The organism is Psychrobacter glaciei, from assembly GCF_014652895.1.
In the GTDB taxonomy this organism is placed as follows: Bacteria; Pseudomonadota; Gammaproteobacteria; order Pseudomonadales; family Moraxellaceae; genus Psychrobacter; species Psychrobacter glaciei.
Window position 1 is genome coordinate 128,654 of sequence record NZ_BMZR01000003.1, and the last position, 25,243, is coordinate 153,896.

Annotated in this window: 21 protein-coding genes and 1 other RNA gene; 7 read left to right on the forward strand and 15 right to left on the reverse strand. The window is 43.8% G+C overall.

Features of this window, described 5'->3' with window-relative positions; genetic code table 11:
* Window positions 1–68: 68 nt before the first annotated feature.
* Window positions 69–1,796, reverse strand: a complete 1,728-nt coding sequence (locus IE130_RS08185) for a DUF389 domain-containing protein (protein ID WP_189584360.1) — start codon at window positions 1,794–1,796, stop codon at window positions 69–71.
* 310 nt (window positions 1,797–2,106) lie between these two features.
* On the opposite strand from IE130_RS08185, the gene IE130_RS08190 reads away from it, so the two are divergent.
* Window positions 2,107–2,319: a hypothetical protein gene (locus IE130_RS08190; RefSeq protein WP_189584363.1), complete on the forward strand. Its 213-nt coding sequence runs from the start codon at window positions 2,107–2,109 to the stop codon at window positions 2,317–2,319.
* Between the two features lie 202 nt (window positions 2,320–2,521).
* On the opposite strand, the gene IE130_RS08195 is transcribed toward IE130_RS08190, so the two are convergent.
* Entirely contained in the window at window positions 2,522–3,775 is a 1,254-nt protein-coding gene (locus tag IE130_RS08195; RefSeq protein ID WP_373299659.1) for a L,D-transpeptidase family protein, read from the reverse strand.
* Between the two features lie 474 nt (window positions 3,776–4,249).
* Between IE130_RS08195 and prmB the strand changes: the two genes are divergently transcribed.
* Window positions 4,250–5,416 carry a 50S ribosomal protein L3 N(5)-glutamine methyltransferase gene (gene prmB / locus IE130_RS08200; protein ID WP_010199439.1) on the forward strand — a complete coding sequence of 389 codons (1,167 nt, stop codon included), beginning with the start codon at window positions 4,250–4,252 and terminating at the stop codon, window positions 5,414–5,416.
* A 76-nt stretch (window positions 5,417–5,492) separates the two neighbouring features.
* Window positions 5,493–6,596 (forward strand): chorismate synthase, encoded by a 1,104-nt coding sequence (aroC, locus tag IE130_RS08205; RefSeq protein ID WP_189584372.1) that lies wholly within the window; start codon window positions 5,493–5,495, stop codon window positions 6,594–6,596.
* Window positions 6,597–6,804: 208 nt separating this feature from the next.
* Here the strand turns inward: aroC and IE130_RS08210 are convergent, their stop codons facing one another.
* The 4 genes from IE130_RS08210 to IE130_RS08225 all read right to left on the reverse strand — a co-directional run bounded on the left by IE130_RS08210 (window position 6,805) and on the right by IE130_RS08225 (window position 11,792).
* Entirely contained in the window at window positions 6,805–7,005 is a 201-nt protein-coding gene (locus IE130_RS08210; protein ID WP_189584374.1) for a hypothetical protein, read from the reverse strand.
* A gap of 159 nt (window positions 7,006–7,164) precedes the next feature.
* Complete coding sequence (creC, locus tag IE130_RS08215) at window positions 7,165–8,994, reverse strand: two-component system sensor histidine kinase CreC (protein WP_189584376.1); 1,830 nt, start codon at window positions 8,992–8,994, stop codon at window positions 7,165–7,167.
* Between the two features lie 214 nt (window positions 8,995–9,208).
* Window positions 9,209–9,991, reverse strand: coding sequence for a response regulator (locus tag IE130_RS08220; protein WP_189584378.1), 783 nt, complete (start codon window positions 9,989–9,991; stop codon window positions 9,209–9,211).
* Between the two features lie 415 nt (window positions 9,992–10,406).
* Window positions 10,407–11,792: a glycerophosphodiester phosphodiesterase family protein gene (locus IE130_RS08225; protein ID WP_189584380.1), complete on the reverse strand. Its 1,386-nt coding sequence runs from the start codon at window positions 11,790–11,792 to the stop codon at window positions 10,407–10,409.
* A 174-nt stretch (window positions 11,793–11,966) separates the two neighbouring features.
* On the opposite strand from IE130_RS08225, the gene IE130_RS08230 reads away from it, so the two are divergent.
* The 3 genes from IE130_RS08230 to IE130_RS08240 all read left to right on the forward strand — a co-directional run bounded on the left by IE130_RS08230 (window position 11,967) and on the right by IE130_RS08240 (window position 13,847).
* On the forward strand, window positions 11,967–12,638 hold the full coding sequence (locus IE130_RS08230) for an alpha/beta hydrolase (RefSeq protein WP_189584383.1): 672 nt from the start codon (window positions 11,967–11,969) through the stop codon (window positions 12,636–12,638).
* 85 nt (window positions 12,639–12,723) lie between these two features.
* Window positions 12,724–13,102, forward strand: a transfer-messenger RNA (tmRNA) gene (gene ssrA / locus IE130_RS08235).
* Window positions 13,103–13,469: 367 nt separating this feature from the next.
* Window positions 13,470–13,847, forward strand: coding sequence for a hypothetical protein (locus tag IE130_RS08240; RefSeq protein WP_189584386.1), 378 nt, complete (start codon window positions 13,470–13,472; stop codon window positions 13,845–13,847).
* A 159-nt stretch (window positions 13,848–14,006) separates the two neighbouring features.
* On the opposite strand, the gene IE130_RS08245 is transcribed toward IE130_RS08240, so the two are convergent.
* The 3 genes from IE130_RS08245 to IE130_RS08255 form a co-directional block, all read right to left on the reverse strand.
* Window positions 14,007–15,668, reverse strand: coding sequence for an alkaline phosphatase D family protein (locus IE130_RS08245; protein ID WP_189584389.1), 1,662 nt, complete (start codon window positions 15,666–15,668; stop codon window positions 14,007–14,009).
* Window positions 15,669–15,816: 148 nt separating this feature from the next.
* Complete coding sequence (locus IE130_RS08250) at window positions 15,817–16,206, reverse strand: hypothetical protein (RefSeq protein ID WP_189584392.1); 390 nt, start codon at window positions 16,204–16,206, stop codon at window positions 15,817–15,819.
* A 179-nt stretch (window positions 16,207–16,385) separates the two neighbouring features.
* Window positions 16,386–16,901 carry a hypothetical protein gene (locus tag IE130_RS08255; RefSeq protein WP_010199475.1) on the reverse strand — a complete coding sequence of 172 codons (516 nt, stop codon included), beginning with the start codon at window positions 16,899–16,901 and terminating at the stop codon, window positions 16,386–16,388.
* 320 nt (window positions 16,902–17,221) lie between these two features.
* Between IE130_RS08255 and recJ the strand changes: the two genes are divergently transcribed.
* The gene (gene recJ, locus IE130_RS08260; protein WP_189584394.1) at window positions 17,222–19,033 is read left to right on the forward strand and encodes a single-stranded-DNA-specific exonuclease RecJ; all 1,812 of its coding nucleotides are present in this window, start codon (window positions 17,222–17,224) and stop codon (window positions 19,031–19,033) included.
* 275 nt (window positions 19,034–19,308) lie between these two features.
* On the opposite strand, the gene IE130_RS08265 is transcribed toward recJ, so the two are convergent.
* From IE130_RS08265 to IE130_RS08290, 6 genes are all read right to left on the reverse strand, one after another.
* Window positions 19,309–19,974: a trimeric intracellular cation channel family protein gene (locus IE130_RS08265; RefSeq protein WP_010199481.1), complete on the reverse strand. Its 666-nt coding sequence runs from the start codon at window positions 19,972–19,974 to the stop codon at window positions 19,309–19,311.
* Between the two features lie 89 nt (window positions 19,975–20,063).
* Window positions 20,064–20,699, reverse strand: a complete 636-nt coding sequence (locus tag IE130_RS08270) for a trimeric intracellular cation channel family protein (protein ID WP_189584397.1) — start codon at window positions 20,697–20,699, stop codon at window positions 20,064–20,066.
* A 14-nt stretch (window positions 20,700–20,713) separates the two neighbouring features.
* Window positions 20,714–21,850 (reverse strand): multidrug resistance efflux transporter family protein, encoded by a 1,137-nt coding sequence (locus tag IE130_RS08275; protein ID WP_189584400.1) that lies wholly within the window; start codon window positions 21,848–21,850, stop codon window positions 20,714–20,716.
* 349 nt (window positions 21,851–22,199) lie between these two features.
* The gene (gene queE / locus IE130_RS08280) at window positions 22,200–22,931 is read right to left on the reverse strand and encodes a 7-carboxy-7-deazaguanine synthase QueE (RefSeq protein WP_189584403.1); all 732 of its coding nucleotides are present in this window, start codon (window positions 22,929–22,931) and stop codon (window positions 22,200–22,202) included.
* Between the two features lie 226 nt (window positions 22,932–23,157).
* Window positions 23,158–23,979 carry a 2,3,4,5-tetrahydropyridine-2,6-dicarboxylate N-succinyltransferase gene (dapD, locus tag IE130_RS08285; RefSeq protein WP_010199491.1) on the reverse strand — a complete coding sequence of 274 codons (822 nt, stop codon included), beginning with the start codon at window positions 23,977–23,979 and terminating at the stop codon, window positions 23,158–23,160.
* A 165-nt stretch (window positions 23,980–24,144) separates the two neighbouring features.
* Complete coding sequence (locus IE130_RS08290; protein ID WP_189584406.1) at window positions 24,145–25,086, reverse strand: alpha/beta fold hydrolase; 942 nt, start codon at window positions 25,084–25,086, stop codon at window positions 24,145–24,147.
* Window positions 25,087–25,243: the final 157 nt, after the last annotated feature.

A 25,243-nucleotide genomic window follows, 5' to 3' on the forward strand; every position in this document is an offset into this window, starting at 1 on the left:
ACAAGAGTTACAACTGCTGCGTTATTCTGCGTCTCTAGATAGTCAATGGTTTTGGTAGCGTATAAAAGCTAATTGGTCAAAATCGCCGCATCGGTCTTGTCGAGTTTGTCTTGTATCAATGGATCCGATTCAATGACTTGCACTGGCAAGTAACGTAATTGTATTTTGATCGGTAAATAATCAGGGAAGTTTTCCGCCATGTCTTGGGTAATAGCGGCTTCAATTTGGCGGACATCGTAAGAGCTAGGAGTGGTCTCACCGCGAATAACAGCACGAACGATCTGGTTTTTTTCCGCCGTATCGAACTGGGTATTGGTCAGTACATTACCTTTGTCAATAAAGTAGCTATTGATCGCCTCTTTGACACTGCTCTCAAAGACTTGTTGCTTGGCATTGGTTTGTAGATTGATAGTCAGATAAGTACCCAATCCTGCTAACAACAGCAAAGTCACGGCATTACGTTGCAAAAAAGTCAGATAAGTATTGGATTTATAATCGTCCTTCACCAAACGGCGAAAACCTAAAACCCACAACACAAGCGCATTGGTAAATTGGATGGCAATAATGTTGGTAATGGCTAAGAGTAGGGCGCCAAAGCCAAGCTGAATCTCATTATTAGCAAATAAAATACCACTGGCGGCAAGAGGTGGCACTAAGGCCGTGGCGACTGCCACACCCACGACGGCGACTGATAAGTGCGGTGACACCATCGCATAAGCACCAGCAGTACCACCTGCTAAGGCAATCATTAAGTCCATGGAAGTGGGTTGGGTACGCGATAATATCTCTGTCGTCAACGGTTGATCTTTGTGCAGCCAACCAACGACGAAACCGACCAATACGACCAGTGAGATACCAGCAATAACCGTAATAAGCGACTTACGTAACAGCGGCGCACGGTAGTCGATAATCGCTAGCGCCACTCCTGTGATCGGACCTAACATCATGGCGACCAACATCGCACCAATGACGACAGCGGCTGAATTGGTCACCAACCCGTAACTGGCGATAATGGCAGAAAGTATGTTCATGATGAAATACATTTTGCTGGGCAGCGCATTTGCTTCAATTCTGACGCGTACTTCTGGATAGTCTACCTTTTGATTGTTAAACTGCTCAGCGACAAATTGCTTATAAGACTCTAGTTTGGCTTCTTTTTGTTCTTTGACTTCGTCCTCTTCCTCATCATCGCTATCTTGCGCCTTTACCATAGTATCTGTATCTGTATCTGTATCTGGCTCAGCGTTGGCGTCATTGATGTTTTCTACATTCGTATTTTCTACAGACATGTTTTCGTCTGTCTTAGAATGAGTTGCATCTGCTGTCGGTTCATTATGACTGGCTTTGCTAGCAGTATTCAGCGCCGCAGAATCGTTAGCATCCTCTGCTTCAACTGTGGCTTCATCGACTAGCGTCTCCTGACCATTTTCAGTACCTTGCTTTTCTGCATTATCAGCATTTAACACGCCAACTTCTGTTTTTTCCATGTCGGCAGACGCTTGGGTTTCTGGTTCCGATGTTTCAACGCTCGCAACCACTACATCCGGTCCAAGCGATTCCATCGTTACTTTAGCTTCAGGAGGCTGTGCACCTAGGGTTTTTTGCTCGATACCGTCTTGCTCAATGTCGCTTTCAGCATTCTTTAAAGCTTCACTATTCAAAGCTTCACTATATACAGTTTCATCAGTCACATTTGTATGATCAACAGACTCTGACGCCTGTTGAAGGTCAATCTCGTCTGAGGCGTCTTTTGTCGTTGCTGACTCAACAGGTAACTGTTTATGAGGTAAGGTCATAGCGGAAAACTTTCTTAGAGAATGACAGAAAGTCACTATTGTAATGATAAATTTAGAAAAGCGTATGAGTTTTTTACGACTAGGCAGGCGGGAAATAAGCAGATATGAAATCAACTGATAGCTGATAAAAGCAATGTATTTTGCCATTTCTTGCAATGAATACTATTGTAGATAAATCCTTAATTATATTAGGGTCTTTATGTTAGGTCACCCGATATAACTGGCTTGAAGGTTTTAATTAAATACTTACTTTTTTTGTGGGTTTAGTGTATAAAGGTATTATATCCACAACAAAAATAAGGAATAAGTTATGAACTGGCCATTATTTTCTGTCATCTATGCAATCGCCTCAACAGTTACCATTGGTGTCTTTATGATTGGCGCCTTGGTCACAGGGTTCAATGAGATACCCCATATCCAAATGGCAGTAGCAGCGGGTATTTTGTGCTCTATTCCTGCAGGCTTATTTTTCACCAAAAAAGTCGGCAGCATTACTGGTAACGAGGAAGGTTACAAAGTATAAGGCGCAGCACGATGGGCGATTCTAAAATTCCTTGACTATATTTTACATTGATATTTTTTCTGCTGATTTATGAACAATGTGTCAGTGTTTGGTGAAATTTAGCCATAAAAAAAGACCCTACCAAGAGGGTCTTTTTTGTTTAGTATTTCTGATTGCTTATTCAATCGACGAATACGAGTGGTACATTCATCGTTAAGCCAGTTTAGTTGAGGACAACGGTTGCGCCGTTTTCGATATTGGCATAAACCTCTAACACATCCCAGTTGGTCAAACGTACACAACCTGCTGACCCTTGGCGACTGATACCTTCAGGTACTGGTGAGCCATGTAAGCCATAAGAAGGTTTAGACATTCCCATCCATACCACACCTACTGGATTGTTCGGTCCTGGCGGTAACATATGGATTTTCTTTTGAGCACCTTCGCCAACGGTTGCTTTATACCAAGGCATTTTGACTTTATTGATGATCTTAAATGTACCTTTTGGTGATGGTGTGGCATCACTACCAACGGTCGTTGGGTAAGTGGCAACCAGTTTATCATCATTGTAAGCGTACAGCGTTTTGTCTGCTTTATTGGCAACCACGCGATTGATACGTTGATTGAGCTTTTCACGAGTATTCAATACAGTGATTGTCTCACCAGCGGTATACGTTTTATTTTTATTGAGCTTGTCTAAATAACGTACATCCATGTGGAAGCGCTCACCCAGCATCTCTTTGATATCTTGGTAATACAAGCCTTTCATTTTTGACTTTGCTTCTGAACCAGAAGGAGTGGCCGCGAAGTTGGTTTTTATATCATCTTCAGTCAGCGTATAAGTCACTAGCACCGGCTTATTAGCAGCGATGTTTTTAACCAAGGCATTCCAAGTTTTTTGATCCATTTTTCCGGTTGCTGGCAAGCCTTTCATGGTTTGGAAATTAATCAGGGCTTTCTTGCTGTTCATACCCCAGCCGCCATCGATAGGACCAGGAGAAGCATGGTTCCAGTCGAGCAATGCCTGCATCTTAATGGTCATCGCTGAGTTGACCTTCATGCTTGGTGACCAAACAGCATCGTTGACTTGTGTGGCGTAGTTGGACAAGTTTAGCGTGGTATATCTTTTGCCATCTTTGTCTTCGATGTTTTTGATGGTTGGGTCATCACTGAAGTCTTGACGTTTTTCGCTGTCAGGCAATTCAAAAGCTAAAGGGTCAGATGAGTCAATAGACGAGACATCGCTAGGGGCGGCAACGGCCTGACCTTCGCTCATATCGTCAGTTCTGTCAGATTGCTCATCCTTACGGGTCAGCTCTTCTGCGCTCATGTTATCAGCAGTGGCTGCTGGCGCTGACGGCTTAGTCTTTTGCTTTGAATCAATCAATTGCGTCATGCGGTCAGCTGGTTTCGCGGCAGTGACAGGAGCGCGACTCTCTTGCACATTAAGGCTGACTTTCTTGGCGATACTAGGCATTGAGTCAGCGGTGCGTACTGGCAATGTGCGAGTACTGTCAGCGGTGGCAGCAAATGCAGTAGCACTGGCGCTAACGACAACGATAGATATGGTAGTAATAAGCGGTTTTATTTTCATCATATTGAGTTACTTGTGGTTGCTACTAATGAAGCTATTATGCGCATAATTAATAAGCTTCGCAAACTTTTGACACATATTTTTATGTCCGTAGGGTGCTAAACGTCAACTGCTGACGTATTCACTACAGTTGGGCAATAATTTAGCCATGGTATGTATGAAGTTTTGCTGGATTTTAACGTAAGTCACTTGTTATATATGCTATTTTTTTACACTAAAAAGCACAGTGATTGGCGCTATCTAGCGTTTGCGTCTATAATGGTTGGCTAGATTCTTATTTAATAAGTCAGCTCATTATAAAGAGCAATTTAACTTACCCGCATGTCGTCAGTGGACATGTAACCAGCAAGGTGCGATATGTCAGAAGACCAAACAATGAGCGCAGAAGAGTTTCAAAATCAGTACCTCAACGACGATGGTCTAGAGGGTGGTATGGTATTTGATTCAGAGACTGGGCTTCTCGGTGAAGACGATCAATTTGCCAATTTGCCTGCAGAGCTCGAAGAAGCACGCGAGCAGCTGGTCAGTATTCGTGATTTTATACGTTTTTCGGTTACTCAGCTTCGTAATTATGATGTGGTCGTGGCTCAAGGAACGACTGATGAGTTTGCTGAAGCATCGGCGATAGTATTGCATTCTTTGTCGTTAGATTGGTCGGCGAATGAGCAGATCCTAGACTGCCGGTTGACCACATCAGAGAAGCAAGTGGTACTGAGCTTGCTAGAAGAGCGTATCGCTGAGCGTAAGCCTTTGAGCTATTTGATTAATTTATCGTACTTTTGTGACCTGCCTTTTTATGTCGATGAGCGGGTTTTGATTCCGCGTTCACCTGTGGCAGAGCTGATTCGTCAGCAGTTCCATCCGTACTTTGATACCAATGAGCTGGCCAAGCCATTGGGTATGAATGTCAACGATCAGGCAACCGCTTTTTACGATCATGGTTTGGATATCAAGCAACTATCACAGCCTGAGCGTGTTTTAGACTTATGCACGGGTTCTGGTTGTATTGCGATTGCGCTTGCAACACGTTTCGTCGATGCATTGGTCGATGCCGTGGATATTGATAAAGGTGCGCTTGAAGTGGCGATGGTCAATGTAGATCACCATGATCTTGGTCATCAAGTGAATGTGATTGAGTCGGATCTGTTTGCCAAGATTCCTGCTGAAAATCAATACGAGCTTATCGTTACCAATCCTCCGTATGTCGATGCTGCCATCATGGCAGATTTACCACCTGAATTCTTATATGAGCCTGAGCACGCGTTAGCGGCAGGTCAAGATGGACTGGATCTGGTACATCGCATTCTTTTTGAAGCACCAGATTACCTAAGCCCAGAAGGTCTACTTGTCTGTGAAGTGGGCGATAGCGAATGGGCACTAAAGCAAGCCTATCCTGAGATTCAGTTTGACTGGTTGAAGTTTGCTCATGGCGGTCATGGGGTGTTTGCGATTACCTATGATGAGCTAATGGCACATCGTCAGCTGTTTGCTCCTTTTGTGCAGATGTTAGACAGTCATCAATAGGTCTAGACTGGCAGTCAATAATTATAAATAATGGGTCAAATTAGCATAAGTTGCGTTTACTTGTTTAAGGATAAATATGGCAGGCAATAGTATTGGGCAAGTTTTTACGGTTACCACGTGTGGTGAGTCGCATGGTGCTGGTCTCATGGCAATCGTCGATGGCGTACCACCGGGTTTAGCATTATCCGCAGAAGACTTGCAGATTGATCTAGATCGCCGTAAACCGGGTACGTCTAAGTACTCGACCCAGCGCCGCGAGTCTGACGAAGTTGAGATTATCTCTGGTGTGTTTGAGGGTAAGACAACTGGCACGTCTATTGGCCTGCTGATTCGTAATACCAATCAAAAATCCAAAGACTACAGTGAAATTAAAGATACCTTCCGTCCCGGTCACGCCGATTATACTTATAGTATGAAGTATGGATTTCGTGATTATCGTGGTGGCGGGCGCTCCTCAGCGCGCGAGACTGCGATGCGTGTGGCGGCAGGTGCTATCGCTAAGAAATATCTACAAGAACGCTTGGGTGTGCAAGTCCGTGGTCATGTCACCCAAATTGGCAATGAGTACAGCAATATCCTAAACCCAAGCCAAATCGATTGGGATTTTGTAAATAGTAACCCGTTCTTTTGTGCGGATGCCGATGCTGTCAGTCGCTTTGAGACTTTGATAGATAACCTACGCCGTGAAGGTACTAGCTGTGGTGCACGTTTAGAGATTATCGCCAGTGGTGTACCCGTTGGACTGGGTGAGCCAGTATTTGATCGTCTCGATGCAGATATCGCTCATGCGATGATGAGTATCAATGCCGTCAAAGGCGTTGAGGTCGGTGATGGTATGGCAGTCGCAGGGCAGTTCGGTCATAGCTCTCGTGATGAGCTGACGCCAGACGGCTTTACTGCCAATCATGCGGGAGGCATCTTAGGGGGTATCTCATCAGGACAAGATATCCGTGTCAGTATTGCACTTAAGCCAACTTCTAGTATTACGACGGCTGGCAAGAGTATCAATACGCAAGGCGAGTCGGTTGATATGCTCACCAAAGGTCGTCATGACCCTTGCGTTGGGGTACGTGCCACGCCCATTGCAGAAGCCATGCTAGCCATTGTTTTATTAGATCACTATCTGCGTCATCGCGGTCAAAACGCGGATGTGATGCAGCCAGTAGAGTCGATTACTTAGGGTAACTTTTCGAACTATATCCTAGAGATTTAAGCCCTTGATTGTTTCTGATAATTTTATTAGAAATAACCAAGGGTTTTTTTGTGGAAGATTAAAAATGAGTGATTCAACAGGTAGAGCGCGATCAGCAAACTAACAATGTAATGGATTTACTTTGAAACAGATACAGTGCGACTGGGATGAGTTTTTCGTAGCCTTAGTAATAGTTCTAAGCAGCTACTTGATAACCATCAACCGCCACACACTGCTGATGGCGAAACACCAAAAGTAATTGTTGACTGGGAATGGCCAACCAATGGCCGAATTCGATACTATCGATGCCTTGGTTGGATAAAGTCTGTGCGCAATGCTGACGATTGTAGCCTAAGCAATTTTTTATCACTTGGTTTTGGTTAGTAGGTTTTTTCATAGCATTTCTATCCTTAGTTTTGATAACGAATTTGAATGACGTTATCGTAAAACAAGCAGATAGAAAACCTGTGTAGGAACGATGGAAATTGAATGAATTGTCGTTATTAATCATTTTTTTTGAGTATAGAAAGTGAGCGCGTCTATTTTAGCCAAACATTTATTCTTTAGCTAAAGGCAAAGTAATACTGACCATCACGCCTGAATACTGCGTAATAGCAGCATTATTTTCATTGATATTGCTACTACTGTCATCACTATTTGCTTGAATATTCTTAATAACAACATGACCACCATGATGTTCGATTACTTGCTTCACAAGGGTTAAACCAAGGCCCGTCCCTTTTTTTGGCGTATTACCAGACATGCTAGGCTGTGTTTGCTCAGTATCGGCAGTTGAACTTTTCTCTGTTGAAGATGTTGATAGAGGCTCTGATGTAGTATCAGTAGATTGACTCTGGTGCGATAAACTGAAATAACGGTCAAACGCTTTACCAACGGCGTAATCAGGTAATAATTTACCATTATTAAATATATCGATAGTCACAGTTTGCGCAGAATTGTTTTGCGCGGTGCTGTGCAGATAAATAGCGACTGTGCTATCGGCAAAATGTATGGCGTTATCCAATACGTTTTGCAGCACCTGTACCAACCAAAACTGGTCAGCGAAAACGCTGGTATTTGCCAAGATATCTGGCGATAAAGTCGCTGTTTCAGTAACCCGTTTATCATCCAGATAGATGTCGATAGGCGCTAGGTGCTGCTGTTGCAATTTAGCGGTATTGTCTTTTGCAAGGGTTTGCAGTAATGGTAATAGAGGCGTCAGCTGCCGATTTAGCTTAAAGCTCGGTTGTTCAACCTTGGCAAGTAATAGCAAACGGTCAATTAATTGCTGCATTTTGATACTTTGTTCACCAATGGATTGGATGAGCATCTGTCGGTCTTCCTCATCAAGCCCGTCGTCTTCTAGCAACTCACTGCTGGCACGGATAGCGGTTAATGGGCTTTTGAGTTCATGGGTGAGGGTATGGACATAGTCGGTGACATAGGCACGATTTTCCAACCGATGCTTCATAGATTCAATGGTATTTGTTAGGCTGTTAAGCTCATGACCTAAGTAAAAATAGGGCTTTTTGGTATCCTCTGCCAGCGCACTGGTATATTGGGTAACCAAGGTGATGCTTTGCTTAAGCCACCATGCGACCAGTCCTGCTAATATAAGGGCAGCAATACTCATGAGCAGTGCTGTGATAAGCATGCGATTGCGCGTATTGTCCAAATACGGCAACACGCTCGCGACAGGCTTGCCGACGCTGACGATACCAATCAGGTTGCCAGCATTATTTTTTATCGGCTGCGCCACATACATGACCGTACCATCACGCTGACTATGGTCTCGTGTCGTACTTCTAGCGCCATATTCACCTTTTAAGGTTAAATAAACATCGTTCCAGCGACTATAATCTCGTCCTTCATCATTGTCGGGTTCAGGCAGAGAGTCATATATGACGACGCCTTTATCATCCGTTACGTATATCCGAAAGCTGCTATAATTTTTGTTTTTATACTCAGGCTCTTGAGTTTTGCCAATTACTGGCATGCCAATAAATGCCGCATCAAGTCTTCTTTGATAATCATCATCGTATAGCTGCCCTGAAGACAGTGGCATCTGTAAACTTGCCGCCAGCAATTTGCTGGTATCTAATAACGTGTCTTCAATGACTTGCTGCGCCGTCGGTTTGACATAACCAAACAGTTGAGTAAATGCGACCACACCGCAGATAATCAATACCAACGCCAAGGCAAGCCAAATCCTAAAAAAAATACTTAAATTCAGCAGTCGTTTTGGTTTAGTCGTTTGCTGCGCGGTGCCAATGGGATGCAGTTTTGCATACCAATTGCTTTGGCTGGCATGAGTGCTATTGTCAGCCTTGTTATTAATATGAGTATTAGGGCGGCTATTCACGCTATTACTGGTTTTATGATTCATATTTTTAGGTATGCTATTTGACGTTATAGAAGGTCGGTTTTAATCAAAATATGACTATATAGTCGATACTAAATAAAGTGGGTACGCGACATTATGATGCGTGACTGGCACAAACTTTTCTTGCTTGCTGTGCTTACGCAGACAGAGGCTACGAAAAATTTATACCAGTCACGCTGTCCCTTTTTTATATTGACCTGACTATAGTTAGTTATGACTAAGCGGGACATAATGCGTAACCCAATCCACGATGAGTATGAATGACCTCAATGCTCGCGTCGACAGTGGCCAGCTGCTTACGAATGGACTTAATATGACTGTCTATGGTTCTGGCTAAGCGATGGTCAGGGTAGTCGCTCACAGCGCTGAGTAATTGCTCACGGCTAAAGACTTGATTGGGTGCTTGCAATAATGTCAGCAAAATTTTGCGCTCGGTATTGCTGAGCTCAAGCTTTTGCTCTTGCCACATCAAGGAGTAATTGAGCGGTTGGTAATGCCAGATGCCAGATTGACATTCAAACGTCAATGCTTGCCCTGACATACTGTTCGAAGAAGCACGGTTAGTTGTATTATCGGTGGCTGTGGTATGAGTAGCAGATTGCTTAGACAGTAATTGTTCACGTCGCCAAATGGCTTTTAGACGGGCAACCAACTCGCGCGGGCTAAAAGGCTTGGCACAATAATCATCACCGCCCATCTCTAAACCCAAAATCCTATCAACCTCGTCGCTACGAGCCGTCAAAAATACGATAGGGATGTCTTTTAAGCCATCGATATCAGGGGTGTGTCGTATTTGTTGGCAGAGGCTGAGACCATCACCATCTGGCAAGCCAACATCCAAAATAATCGCCGATAGATCTTGCGCCTCAAGGCTATGAAGCATTGGTAACACGCTGCTCGCATTGTCTAGCCAAGTGATTTTCCAGCCTTCACGTTTGCAAGTAACTTTGAGTGACATCGCAATAGCAGGGTCATCTTCCACCAGTAAAATATGGGTCATAGTTTCTATATCGTTTTATAATTTTAGTAAATTATCGTAGCACAAAACAGCAGCCTGCTCTTGCTACCACTATCCAAACAGTGTGAAAACTTGATGGAAAAGCAGGGTATTAGGGCATGTCCTCATTTTGAAAATGGAAATAAAAAGAGATAGATTTTTGCCAATCGATGGAAATTTTGCAGAGAATATGAACATATTGTCTATAAATTTTCGAAAAGTGGCGAGAATATAGCCTTTTTTAACCCATTTAAAAGGTTTTGTTCAGATTGAGGACACGCCCTAAGCAAATGGTCTATTATTTAATGATGCTGATACAACCAATGGAAAATAAAAAACCAGCTTAACAATAATTAAGCTGGTATTGGGACATGTCTTAATATTAGACGCTTAGATAAGAAAAAGGAGTCGGATTAACCTATTTTAAGCCTTTGCAGTTGGCATAATAACTCACTGTAGCGGGCCAATCTGAAAAGATGCCTTGGACACCGACGTCTTGTGCCAACACATCTATATAATTCATCATATCACCATCATTATTGATAGCCTCGCCAAGACCACTATAATACCAGTCACCGCCATTTGCCAGTGGACCTGAACGCTCTATTGACCACGTAATGATTTTTAGGTCATTGGCTTTGGCTTGTTTTGCATAGGCTGACGGTATCATTTTTCCATTGTCATCAGTTGTGACTAATAGCCAAAGTGCTGGCGCAATGATGTTAATGCCACGGGCTTTGATATCAGCCAAGGAGTGCTTCCATGTCGTCGCATCATCTTTATCAAACGTTTTGTTTTCAGCGGTTTCATTACTGTCATCGATGAGATAAACGGCATTGGCACCATAAGCTGGCTCATTTTTTATCCAGTAATCAAGGTCTTCTATATTGAATGACTGCGCAAATACATCATTTGCAGGCACACCCGCTGCCTTATAAGTCTCTATGAGCTGTTGGCGGTAATCGTCTAAACGATAACCATTGAACGGCATGGTCACGGCAGGCGCTTTTAGCTCAGGCGTGTGCTTCATGCCCAGTTGGCGTGCCAATGCGATATGCTCTTTCAAAGTCAATACCTTGCCATTTTGCGAGTACAAGTCTGTTCGCCAAGGCGCAGTCGCATTCATATATTCATCGATACTGGTCGCTTTTTTATTTGCGGCGTCCATTTTGCCCGTCAATGTTTTAAATTGATTGGCACTGATGTCTGAGGTACGGCATTCAATACTGTCGGCATTGGTCAGTACACCATTGGCATCTATGATTGGCGGCACGGTGCACTGTTTGGCCAGCGGGGTAGCAAGGATATTAGTAGTGGTATGCAGATCGTCTTGCGCATGGCGGCAGACCAGCTCGCCGTCATTGGTAAAAGCCACGTCACATTCCAAGATACCTGCGCCCATTTGCGCTGAGGCAACATAGCTATCATAAGTGTGTTCTGGCAGTTGTAATGGCGCACCTCGATGGGCAATAGAAAAGTTCGTTTTGCTAGGTAATTGTGCTTTGCAAGCCAACAGCTCTTCTTTTAATGGGCTCTCATCCATATCATTGACCAAATAGAAAGGCCGAACACCATAGGTATAAGCTTGAGGCGTGGCAGGCAGGTTTTTTGGTAGTTGTTTTAGTGATGGCTTGATAGTTTGATTGGATGTTTGAGTCAATGTGGTATTGCGTATATCGTCTGCGGCCATTGATAGGGTGCAAGTGGCCCCTAGTGCTATGGCTATACTGACCGTCTTAACGGTTTTAAATGGCGTTTTTTTGAGTTGATTGAGCGTCGCCACTGAATTATCTAACATTGTCATGTAAACTGTCCCTACAAAAAGTGAAAAATAATAAGTACAATATTGCGGTCATTGACCCGTCCTTTACGTTACCTGATAATCTTTAAAAGATAATGACAGGCAAACAATTGTTACAAAAGTATTTCACTCTCCATCATCAAAATTAAGCTATCAAAAATATATTAAGGATCAGGTATGACTGACTATTTAGACGCTGTTATCGTTGAACATAACCCTTCTCAAAAAAAGATAGATCGTGCTGTCATTTGGTTGCATGGCTTGGGTGCCAGCGGCCATGATTTTGAACCAGTGGTACCGCAGTTAGAATTGGCTAACGATATGGCAGTACGCTTTATCTTTCCACATGCGCCTAAGCGCCCAGTGACCGTGAATGGCGGCATGGTGATGCCTGCTTGGTACGATATTTTAGAGATGAGCCTTGAGCGTAAAATCGATGTCGCTCAAATTGAAGAGTCTGCCCAACAAATCAATGATTTGATCAGCCGTGAGGTTGAGCGCGGTGTTGCTCCTGAGCATATCGTCATTGCAGGGTTTTCGCAGGGCGGGGCAGTGGCTTATCACGTAGCGCTTGGTTATCCTAAGCGCTTAGCAGGTTTGATGACACTCTCGACCTATTTGGCGACCAATGATAATATTGATTATAGTGCGGCTAATAAAGACATGCCAATTTTGATTGAACATGGTACTCATGACCCAGTCGTTCCTGTGATCTTAGGCGAGCAAGCGCAGCAGCTTTTATCAGCAAAAGATTATAATGTGTCTTATAATACCTATCCAATGGCACATCAGGTATGTATGCCACAAATTCAAAATATTGGTAAATGGTTAAATAAAGTATTGGCTTAGAGAGTTGAGCTGTAACGTAATGTAATGAGGGTGTTTTATAGGTTGAAAGTTAGCACTTAATTCCTATATAATACTCGACCTTATTGGGGATGTTCTGGCTTCGACGCTGGTGATGAAACTCAATGATGCATGTCGAGAGTATATGTCCTCTCGTTAATCCAACATATATTGTTATAGTCGCAAACGACGAAAATTACGCTCTAGCAGCATAAACCCAGTTTACTTGGTTTAGACCCTGCTTACTAAGTTGCTGATCACCTACAGTTGGTCAACTAAGTTGAAGCGTCCGCATGTAGGCTCGCCACAAGGGATTGTCTCAATCGCTTGGGTTCAAAAGTAGAGAATCGGCTAATCCATCCTGACTGTCGGATCGGTGCAGACTAAAATTAAAGACAGAAACTAAACATGTAGATTCATGAGCGTAATGCTGGCGGACGCGGGTTCAACTCCCGCCATCTCCACCAAATATTTTAAATGAAGTCAGTCACCTAGGTGGCTGACTTTTTTTATGGCAATTTTTTTGTTATTAGCTTTTCTGATTAGCATATATAAGCTTAACCATATCAACTATAGACAATAGTTACTTGGATGAGTTTAATTGATTCGGTGTAATGGACATTTTTTATGCTGGCTCAGGTTTTAAATCTATATACCGTCTCACTATTACCAACCGCACACGCAGTTTTACATTTCCTGTCTTAAAAAATAGCCCTCTATCTTATAGGATACATTAACAAAGCACGACCTACCAAGCATGCAAATGAATGCTGGGTGATGGTCATAAAGTCAGGCGTGCTAACGTATATTATAATTGAGGTCAGGGATATATCCATGTTTGATATCAAATCATTTTTTAAAAGAGAAGTAGAGAAAAAACTCATCAATGTAGACGATTATATTTTTATGCCTGAGCGAGTAGAGATGGAGCTGGAGGACGGATTATTAAATTGTGTACTCAACAGTGATGGTCGAGTCGATATTTTTTATAGTAAGCAAGGCGTGACAGAGGTCAGCTCGGCATCGCGTAAGCATCCCTTTACGGCATTCGAAACCGAACTATATCATGGTGTTTATGATGACGTTATTAATGATTTGATCAAAGAAGTAGACAAGATTATCGATGGCTCTTCTAAGTATTTTAGTCGCAGTAAAATACTGCCTTTTGCAGCAGCTCTGTCACAGAGTCCAGTTGACAAAAACAAGTTCTAAGCCAAAGTAATAAGCCAAAGTAATAAGCTGAGAGGAGTGGATGGTACAAAGGCTCAGCAACAAAAAGGGTGCGTTATTTATAACGCACCCTTTTTGTTGTTTTATATTCTCAACGAACATTACTTTAATGCTTTAAATATCTGTAGCACTTAACGATACTTATATTTTCATCCCGACGGCTTTATTTGCAGCAGCTAAAGCAGCGACGTTGGTGATAGGACGAGATTGACTGCCTTCAACCAAATGATTGGTCTTCGTCTGGGTGTATAGCCCTTTGGCGAAGCGAGTACTGTCATCGCGCTCAGTCAGTGTATCCGTATAATACCAATCGCACTGGCAGGCCTGCTCGGTGATATCAAGTAGCATATACCCATGATCGGTTTGATTGTTAAACTTCTGATGGGGATTAGCCTCTGCTCCATTGTCATTTTCAGGGAAGGCAAGGGACGTCAGAGCAGGGCAAACGAACTCGACGGCCAGCGACCCTGCACCAGTATTTGGGTTGTAGCTGCTAGCATCGAATGGGTTTTTACAGACATCAAAAGCGAAGGAAGCGTGATAATCGCCAGTCAGCACGACGGTGTTATCGATATTGTTGTCTTCAATAAAATTGAGCAGACGATCGCGCGCACTGGCGTAGCCATTCCAAATATCTCCGGAGTTGGTCGCAGATGCACCTCTGAACGGCGCTAAAATGACTTGTTGTCCCAGTATTTGCCATGTCGCATCGCGGCGCTTTCCCTCTAGCATATTTAGATAGAGCCAGTTTTCTTGCTCAAGTCCTAGCAGTTGACGCTCAGGCTCATTACTGGCTGCCGCATCTAGCTTTTCACGGCCAAATATACGCGTGTCTAGCATATTTAGATCAAACAACTTACCAAACTCAAAGCGTCGATAAATCCGCAGCTGACTGTCGAGCTCGTTGCTACTATCGTCACGGATAGGCATCCACTCGTGATAGGCGCGAACCGCTGACATTTTGCGCTCTATATAGCTGCCTTTACTGTCAGTATGGAACCTAGCGCCACCCTTCCATGAGTTGTCTGCAATCTCATGATCGTCCCAAACGGCGATAAAGGGATGTTGGCGATGACATTCTTGCAAGTCAATATCAGTGCGATAGCAGGCGTAGCGACGACGATAATCTTCTAAGCTAATGATTTCATTCTTTGGGTCTATCGGACGCTCTTCTATCAAGGATTGATCGCGATAAAACCCCTCTGGATACTCATAAATATAGTCACCCAAATGCAATACGGCTGATATATCTGCTTGTTTAGCGATATCTGCATAGCCGTTAAAATAGCCATAACCATAATTAGAGCAGGAAACCACTGCTAAGCGCACGCGATCTACTTCGCTGGCTGGCAAGTCTGCATTGGGTATCGTGCGCGTGCGACCGATAGGGGATGTATAGCCTAAAGCTTCAAAAGCGTAATAGTAAGTGGTATTAGGTTGGGGAAGCTTTGGGTCGACTTTGACCGTAAAGTCAGACTCTAAGGTGGCTAATGCTCTGCCGCTAGCGACAATGTTTTTGAGCTCTGGATCTGTCGCGATGACATATCCGACTGGAATGCTAGTGGCACTGATACTGCCGTCATTGGTGATTCGTGTCCACAGGATCACTCGATCATGCAAAGGGTCACCGCTGGCGATACCGTGTACGAAAGGTGCTGCACCTTGATAACCTAAATCGTCTACCTTATCTAAGGTATTCGAATTGGTGGAGTCATCGTCTGATGAGCAAGCACTTAGCTGGGTCAACAAAGTACCTGCTACGGTCACCTGACCGCCTAGTTTTATAAACTCACGTCTTTTCATCTATCATCCTTGATATAAAGTGAATTTCATTTACACCTAATTTATACGAGTAAGCTGGGTTAAGCAATCGCTAACCCAGCTTGTGTCAATATTAATATCTATGTCGAAAATACATTGTCAAAAATGTATTTGACTACTTATTAAAAGTTTATTTGGTGAAATTTGCATAACATGTTTGTAGAGATTTGGCGACGACTCTGGTTACCAACTGTGTGCGATACTGTGTGTCTATCGCTGCATTACCTAATTCAACAAGGGTCACTTGTTGCGGGGCTTGCTCACTGACACAGCCACAGACATTGCTTTTTATGGCTTCTTCTTGCGTTTCAGTCATGGCTACACTGGCAATGCGCCAAGCGCTTTGATTTTCAATCTGACTACGGCACTGATTATCAACCGCTGCTTTAAATACGTTCATACCGATATTGTTTGCTGTGCCAATCGCATTGCCAGCATTAGTATTCATACCGTCCGTCGTTGTGCAACCCGCTAGGGCAAAAGTAGCAAGCATAGCCGTTGAGATTAATATTTTTTTCATGGGTTAGTCCTTTAAAGTGTCGATGCCATCTAAAACTGTATATTATCAGCAAAACCTAATAATGACACCATTAACCAACTGGCTTATTTTAACTTCCAATTATGTGGTTCATAAAAAAGCCAGCTAAGTAGTTACTTAACTGGCTTGATATAGATGTAAACGAGATTGCTCAATTTGTCTTAGACATTCTTACCGTGTTGCTTTTGCTGAATGTCTTTTGCCAATTTATAACATTCTTCGATATGATCATTCGCGATTTTTTTGAAAATCATATAGCCCATCGTAGCAGCAACCATTTGGCCACCTAACGGGATGAATTTCGTCACTTGCTTGGCAGCGATACGACCGCCGAAGCCTTGTACGGTCTTTTTGACGATACCGCGCGTCGCCATTAATCCTGCAAAATCGACAGTACGATCTTTTAGAGCACCCCAATGAATCGCGCGTGACTCTAGGTCAACTGCTGATTGACGTCCTTCAATCAAGCCAAAGCGTTCACTGATTTCTGGTAATAGCTGAGTAAGCATGCCCGCATCCACAGCGACATCAAAAAATGGCACAGGAATGATGGCGACACCGGCAGAATATTTGGCGCGTTTTTTGACCAGCTTTTGGCACTCTTTTTTGACTGTTTCCAAATCTAAGCTAGGATCGATAGTATTTGGTAGTTTTTCAGCGGTTGGTGTGGTTTTCATAACGCATCCTTATAAATAGTTAAAATAAAAAAATCAGATTAAAAGTCTCAATAGATAGCAAGTCTCTCAGTTGGTTACTATTTTATGGATTTATAAGAGGCATACAATCATTGCTTTGTAGCAAAATGCAGAAAAATACGGTCACTATGCACCGTTTTTGTAAATGCACAGTTATGTGCGCTAGATAGGTAAGCGTGGATAACTTGTTTTATGCAGGCAATAAAATATGATTTATTGCAATGTAATGCAATAAAAAATGATATACAGAGGCATTATAAATTACCATTGTGACCCTTTGCTAAAGCCAGTAGAATAGCCTCATGCTAAATTTAACCCCCCGTTATACCAGCACTCGCATCGACGAGTTGCCCACCGCGTTGCAACCACTTGCTGCCCAATCATTAACGATCGCTCGCTTATATGCAGCTCGCGGTATTACCCAGCCTGATGAGCTTGAGACTGGCCTGTCAGGTCTATTGCCTGCAGAGATGCTGCATGGCGTCACAGAAGCAGTGCGTCTATTAGACGTGGCTATCGATGACGGTCAGCGTATCCTTATCGTGGGCGATTTTGACTGTGATGGCGCGACCAGTACCGCGCTGATGATGCGTGCACTCACAAAAATGGGCGCAGTCGTCGACTTCCTAGTACCAGATCGCTTTAAATACGGTTATGGTCTGACGCCAGAGATTGTCGAATTAGGCATTAAGACGTATCAGCCAGAGTTGATTGTCACCGTAGACAACGGTATATCAAGTCATGAAGGCGTGGCACGTGCGCAGGCCGATGGCATCACTGTGATTATTACGGATCATCATCTGACGACCAAAGAGACGCCACCTGCTGAAGCGGTGGTCAATCCCAATCAGCTCGACTGTAACTTTACCAGTAAAGCGCTCGTAGGGGTCGGCGTGGCATTTTATGTGCTCGGACGCTTAGCCAAGCTGCGCCGTGAAGCCGATAAATCTACCGTGCAAGTCAGTCAATATTTGGATTTGGTGGCGCTTGGGACGATTGCTGACGTTGGTGTGCTGGATAAGAACAACCGCATCTTAGTGCATCATGGGCTAGCGGCTATCCAGCAAGGACGCTGCTGTCTGGGTATATTGGCACTGCTTGAGCAAGCAGGTCGTGATCCTAAGAAGATGCAGGCGCAAGATTTTGGTTTTGTGTTAGGGCCTCGTATCAATGCTGCCGGACGTATGGACAATATGCGCATCGGTATCGAGTGTTTGTTGACCGAAGACTGGAGTACGGCGCAGCGCTTGGCGCAAGAGCTTGAGCAGCTAAACCGTACCCGTCGTCACGTAGAAGGTGAGATGCGCGCGCAAGCGGATAGCATCGTACAAGCATTAGCTGCTACTAATAACGATAATGATGCTGACGAAAGCGGCGATACTATTATTCAGCATAACACTGAGAGACAGGCTGTTAATAATCAAGATCGTAGCATTATTTTATATCAAGATGACTGGCATCAAGGTGTTATCGGTATCGTCGCTGGACGTTTAAAAGAAAGTCATTATTTGCCCAGTATCGTTTTTGCGCCAGCAGATACAGAGCGTACAGGTGACGACGATGCCATTAAAGGTTCTGCGCGGTCTATCGCTGGCGTGCATATTCGTGATGCGATTGAACTAGTTGCTGAGCGCCATCCTGACTTAATCAGCCATTTTGGTGGTCATGCGATGGCAGCAGGTCTGACCTTGAAGCGTCGCAACTTTGAGGCATTTGCCATAGCGTTCAATGACGTCATGGCAGAGATGGAGGATGACGTATTTGCAGAGCAGAAGTTCACTGATGGAGCGTTGCAAGCAGGCGACTTTAGCTTATGGTTCGCTGAGCATTTGGCCAATGCCAGTATTTGGGGTCATGGCTTTGCACCGCCGATATTTGATGGGGTATTCGAAGTATTAAGCTTTAAGGTATTAAAAGACAAGCACCTTAAACTATCACTGCGTTATCCTGATGTGCAGTATCCGATTGAAGCGATTCATTTTAACTTCGATAGCGAGGCATGGGACTATCGTGCCGAAAAAGTGCACGTGTTATTTCAATTGGATATTAATGAATGGAATGGCAAACAAAGTCTGCAACTGATGGTAAGGTACTTAGCAGTCGTTAATGAATAAGGATGTTACCTTATTCTAAGACTACGAAAAGACAATAAAAGACAATAATAGGGCGTCAACTGTGTTTAAGGTTGACGCTTTTTTAATATTGGCATTGTAGGGCGTGTCTTCATTTCAGAAATGGCGATAAAAATGAGATAAATTGCCGTCAAACAAGAAAAATAGCGTAGATAATATCGGGATATTAACAAGCTATTTGACGATGTTTGGCAAGATTTAGCCATTTTTAGCCCATTTAGATGACTATCGAGTGAATTGAAGACACGCCCTAGGGTTTAATACTTCCATTCAAGAGCAGGGAATTGCCAATCGTAGCGAATGGCGAGCATTCTTAACGTAAAAATCGTAGTCATGGCAGAGATGTCAGCAATCCAATCCGCCACGCCTAAATTGTGCAGGGCAAAGTATAGAATGCCGCCTGTTAAGGCTGCGGTGATATAAATCTCTTGCTGTAGCACCAGCGGAATCTCATTGCAAATCATATCGCGGATGATGCCGCCGACAATAATAGTAATCACCCCAAGTAATAACGCCACAGGCACATTGGCGCCCATGCTATCGGCAACCTTGATACCAATCAAGGTAAAGGCTGACAGACCAATGGTATCGGAGAGCTTGAGAAATCTATCGACGCGTCTTGAATTAGGACGAAAAAATATTTGTGTCGCTAATGAGCAGAAGGTGATGACGGTCAAGTAGCTCATATCCACCATCCAAAACAGCGGATGACGATCCAAAATCACATCACGGACGGTGCCGCCGCCGATAGCGGTCACGATTGATACCAACAAGCAGCCAAAAACGTCAAATTTTTTATGTTTTGCTAAGATAGTCCCTGAGATACTACAAGCCACAATGCCGATCATGTCAAACAAGTAGAGCAAAGAACGCGGGTCGAACGTCGTGATCAGTACCGTAGGGTCCAATGCGATAGCCAACATGTGCGAATCTCAGTAAGTTTTTATGATGATTGGCTAAGCATTATAAGCGAATATAAGAGAGGTTGCTTTTTAAACAATCCAAATCCGTCTTATTTAACCAAGCGAATAGAAGGCAGGTGCCAATCAAAGCGCAACGCTAACATTCGCACTGCAAAGATAACGCCCAGCATAACAAATTCATTCAATCCGGCATCCATACCCAAACTGTCAAGCAGCAAATAAGTGACCGAGCCTACAATACTTGCAGAGATATAAATCTCGCGCTGGAGCACCAGCGGTATCTCATTACAAATAATATCACGTAGCATACCGCCAATGATGGCTGTCCAAACACCCATCATAATGGCAATCACGGGCGACATATCTTGGGTCAATGCTATTTTAAAACCAATAACGCTAAAGGCAGCTAGCCCAATGGCATCAAAGAGTTTGAGCGCATTATCAATCTTGTGATACAGATGAAAAAATATCTGTAAGATAAGGGAGGTGACGGTGATGACAATCACATAGTTAAGATCGGTCATCCAAAATAGCGGATGGCGATCTAGCGCCATATCGCGTAGCGTACCACCGCCAATGGCATTGACCATCGAAACTAAGATGCAGCCAGCAATATCGAAGCCTTTATGTTGGGCGAGCAAAGTACCAGCGATAGCACAAGCAATCACACCAACCATATCGAGCAAATACAGCAGAATATCAGGAAAAATAAAATTATTCATCATAGCGTTATTTGGTCTCACCCATCTTTGGCAAATAGTACCAGTCCCAACATAATCAGCCCAATACCGACCAACCCCAATGTGGAAGGTATCTCGTTGTTGAGCAATAATATACCGCCTATCAAGGCAAATATCACCTCGCTGGCTTGGGTAGAATCAACGCCCGCAACCTCACTTGAGGTAACTGCTTGCTCACGCGCATACAAAAATATGGTGGTCGCTGCCACACCCGCCAATAGAGCAACGAGCAACGTATTGAATATTTGCGAGACTTGCGGTCGATCAGGGCGCACTATAATGCCTAAAAACATCCAAAATGGCAAACTCCCGAGCGTCATTAGCCATACTTTATTAAAGGCATTTTGCAGTAGCGTGGTTTCGATAGAAGGAATACGAGCAATTAGGTTTTGTAAGGATGATGTTGCCGTCTCACTTTTATATGTACTATCGATATCGGTAGCATCATATGTGGCAGCTGGTAAATCATAGGCTTCAGATATGAGTGGCTCATTATTATTGAGATTGTCTCTTTTAGCCTTTAACGCCGCTGCTTCTTGTAGATGAGTATTACGCTGGCGAGCATTATGAGACGCTTGCCAAACCAATTGATTGCCAATGGGATAGCTAAAAGCGGCGATGAGAGCAGGTAATGCGCCATAGAGCAGCATATCAGACATGGGGACGGCGTCAGCATCGACTATGGCCGCCGCGTGCAATCCTTCGCTGACATTGACCAGTACCACTCCGATAAAGACAATAACGGCATAAACGATGAATTTTTTATCAAAACGTTGGCCAAATGCCAGTAAGACGAGCAGGCTAGTCACGACGGTAAACATAAAGGTGGCTGCTACCACCCAACCGGCGACATGGTCGGCGGCATAGCAAATACCCGTATAAAATAGCCCGAACCCGATACTGCCAGTCACGCACCAAAAACCCCAATGCTGTAGAAAAATTCTCATTAGCGCTTTGATACGACCAAAACCATGCTGCATGACAATAATAGCGGTGATAATCAACCACATAAAGACATAGCGGAGACTGGCTGACCAAAACCAGTGACCGCCTGCATCACTCATCAGCTCGTTTAAAATAAAAGTGGAACTAAAGAACGCACCTGCCAACAAGCCGAGTAAAATGAGTTTGACCATCCCTGTATCCTTACCGTTGGCTATATGTCCGTTCGTTTAGGGTCTGTTGAACATTCAAATATTAGGACTGCTGATCGCTAAAATCGCTCCAAACCTTTTATCAAATCAGGCGTAAACTGACGATAATGTCGAGACCTTAGTTAGGTTTACAACAACGTTTGGGGCGATTTTAGCATCAGCCTTTCAGGGCAGGACTATTTTTTGCCAATACATGGCGAAACTGTCTACCCTAGAATGACTAGGCGTCAAAAATTTCACTGCGTATTGTCTGAAAAATAGCCACTGCCAGTTCCACATTTGAATGTTCAACAGACCCTAGTAATTTTTACCTGCTTTTTTATGTGCTTTTCTATTTACCTTTAGCATCTGCCCAAATGATTTTGTGCAATTGTAATTGAAAGCGGACAGGCAAGGCATCAGCCAGCATCCATTCAGCAAGTTCTCGTGCTAACACAGGTACGTCAGGGCTAAACTGTTCATCGATATCATCGGCGACGTTAAACATCGGCGAAAACCAAACGGTTCCGACCAATTCATTTAGCTTATGCTCGATTAGCATAGCTTGCGCCCAGTCGTAATCTTTACGGTTCATGATGACAAACTTGATTTGGTCATGCTGAGTAAGATGGTCCAAATTTGACCATAAGTTTTTATCGACCTCGCCTGAGCTTGGTGTTTTAAGATCCATCACCTTGCTGACCGCTGTTGGTACGTTTTCTACCGTGAGCGCGCCTGCGGTTTCAAGGGATATCTCATAATCATCGCTCAGCAAACGTTTCATCAATTCAATGGCATTCGGCTGTGCTAATGGTTCGCCGCCTGTCAGACAAATACGCTTGCAAGGATAAGCTTTGATGGTTTCTATAATGGTCTCTAGCGACTGACGTTCGCCGCCCGTAAAGGCATATTCGGTATCACAATAGACACAACGCAGCGGGCAGCCAGTTAGACGCACAAATATCGTCGGCAAGCCTGACGTTATCGCCTCACCTTGCAAAGAGTAAAAAATTTCAGTCAGACGTAATCCTGCTTCAGGATCAGTGACAGGAATAGCGGCGGTGCGTAATGGTGATTCACTCATAATATGTCAAATACAGTTAAAGGTTGATAAGGCGATCAGGCACTTATCAATCGTAATAAAAAAGGCAGATGGTTGTGTGGGTGTTTTTATGTTTGCATAAAGCCAAACCAACAAAGGATTATAACGTAACGCCTTATATTAAGCTGCAAAAAAGATGCTGGAGTCATCCTCCAGCATCTTTTTATAAAACAATATTATTTAACAAATAATGGTACGTGCTAAATATTTAGGCTAAGCGTAATAGCTCATTTACTGATGTTTTTGCACGAGTTTGTGCATCTACTTTTTTCACGATGATAGCAGCGTACAAGCTGTGTGTGCCATCTTCTGACGGTAAGCTACCCGGTACGACAACAGAACCTGCTGGTACACGGCCGCGATGAATCTCGCCAGTCTCGCGATCATAGATGCGCGTGGATTGACCGATGAACACACCCATAGAGATAACAGAGCCTTCTTCGACGATCACGCCTTCAACGATTTCAGAACGCGCACCGATAAAGCAGTTGTCTTCGATGATAGTAGGGTTGGCTTGTAATGGCTCCAATACACCGCCGATACCAACGCCGCCTGATAGATGCACGTTTTTACCGATTTGGGCACATGAACCAACCGTTGCCCACGTATCGACCATCGCGCCTTGATCGACATATGCGCCGATGTTGACATACGATGGCATTAATACTGCGCCTGCCGCGATGAATGAGCCTTTACGAGCGACTGCCGGTGGTACAACGCGTACGCCTGCTTCTTTAAACTGTGCTTCAGTCCAGTTAGCAAATTTAGTTGGTACTTTGTCATAAAACTGTACATGTTCGCCAGCTGCTTGAACGTAGTTGTCGTTTAAGCGGAATGATAGTAATACGGCTTTTTTTGCCCATTGATTGACGACCCATTCGCCATCTTTCTTTTCGGCAACGCGCAAGCTACCATTGTCTAGTTGCTCAAGGACTTGATTAATAGCATCACGTACGTCTTGTGGCATAGTGCTTGGGCTGTATTCATTGCGGTTTTCAAAGGCTTGTTCGATGGTTTGTTGTAATGACATGGATAAAAATTCCTAAGATGGATGAAAGGTAAATAAAAAGATTTTATCGTTAACTATATCGTAAAGAATCGACTAAAAATATTGCCTGCCACATTGTCGCTAATTTGGCAGCTTTTAGCAAATAAGTTGGGCGTAATGGTCATTGCTTATAATAAATAATGCCGTCTAGACCGTTGAGCTATTATCGTCTATCCATTCTAAGATATCGTGATAGACCACTTTATTAGCCTGCTCATGTAGGGGCTCATGGCGCATGTTTGGATAGAGCTTTACACTCACGTTATTAAAATTTTGTTTCTTTAGGCGGCTGACAATATTGCGAATGCCGCTGCCCATGTCACCGATGGGGTCGCTTTTTCCACTGGCAAAAAGCATCGGAAAGTCTTTGGCAATTGTCGTGGCCCAGCCTTTATGCAAGCTAGTTGCCATCAAGGTAAACAACGTCATAAAACCATTATTGGTAAAGTCAAAACCTGTGAGTGGATCGGCTTCATAAGCGGCGATATTGGCTGGGTTTTCACTGATCCAAGCAAACTGTGAATCAGAAGTACGGTTATTAAGCTTGCTGTTAAGTACCTTGTTCATTACCTTGGCAAATACGGCGTTTGGCTTTCTTGGTGCAGCTTTTGCCAATAGTTTATTGATTGGTAGTAGCACTTTGGTCAACGGATTGGCATCAGCAGTGCCCATCAAAATCGCACCAGAAAAGTCTTGAGCATGATGTTTGAGGACATTACGGACAATAAATGAGCCCATAGAGTGTCCCATGACAAAGTGCGGCACATGAGGATGACGAGCCTTTAAGCTATCAGCCATAACGATGACGTCTTTTAACAATGACTGCACCGGATGCTCGCTGCCAAAAAACCCCAAATCAGCGTGTGTTTTTACCGTTTGACCATGACCAAGCTGATCGTAAGTTGCTACTGCAATACCATTATCAGCCAAAAACTGGGCAAAGTCCGCATAGCGACCGCTATGCTCTGACATGCCATGGACGATCAGTAGCGTGGCTGTAATCTTTTTGTCGCTATCGCGCGGCTCAAAGAAGGTATGATGCAGATAGTGGGTATTATCAGAGGAGGTGATCTGGTCAGAATTACTCATAAGCGTAGAATCCTTGCATGGGTAGAGGATAAAAACAAACTGTTTCTATGGTTTTTAAGTGTTTAACGACGAGCGCTAAACGTATTGTCAATATGGCTTTGCTAGAGAATAAGCCGTCAGTCAGGTTGTATTATCACGATAGATGATTGCTGCCACC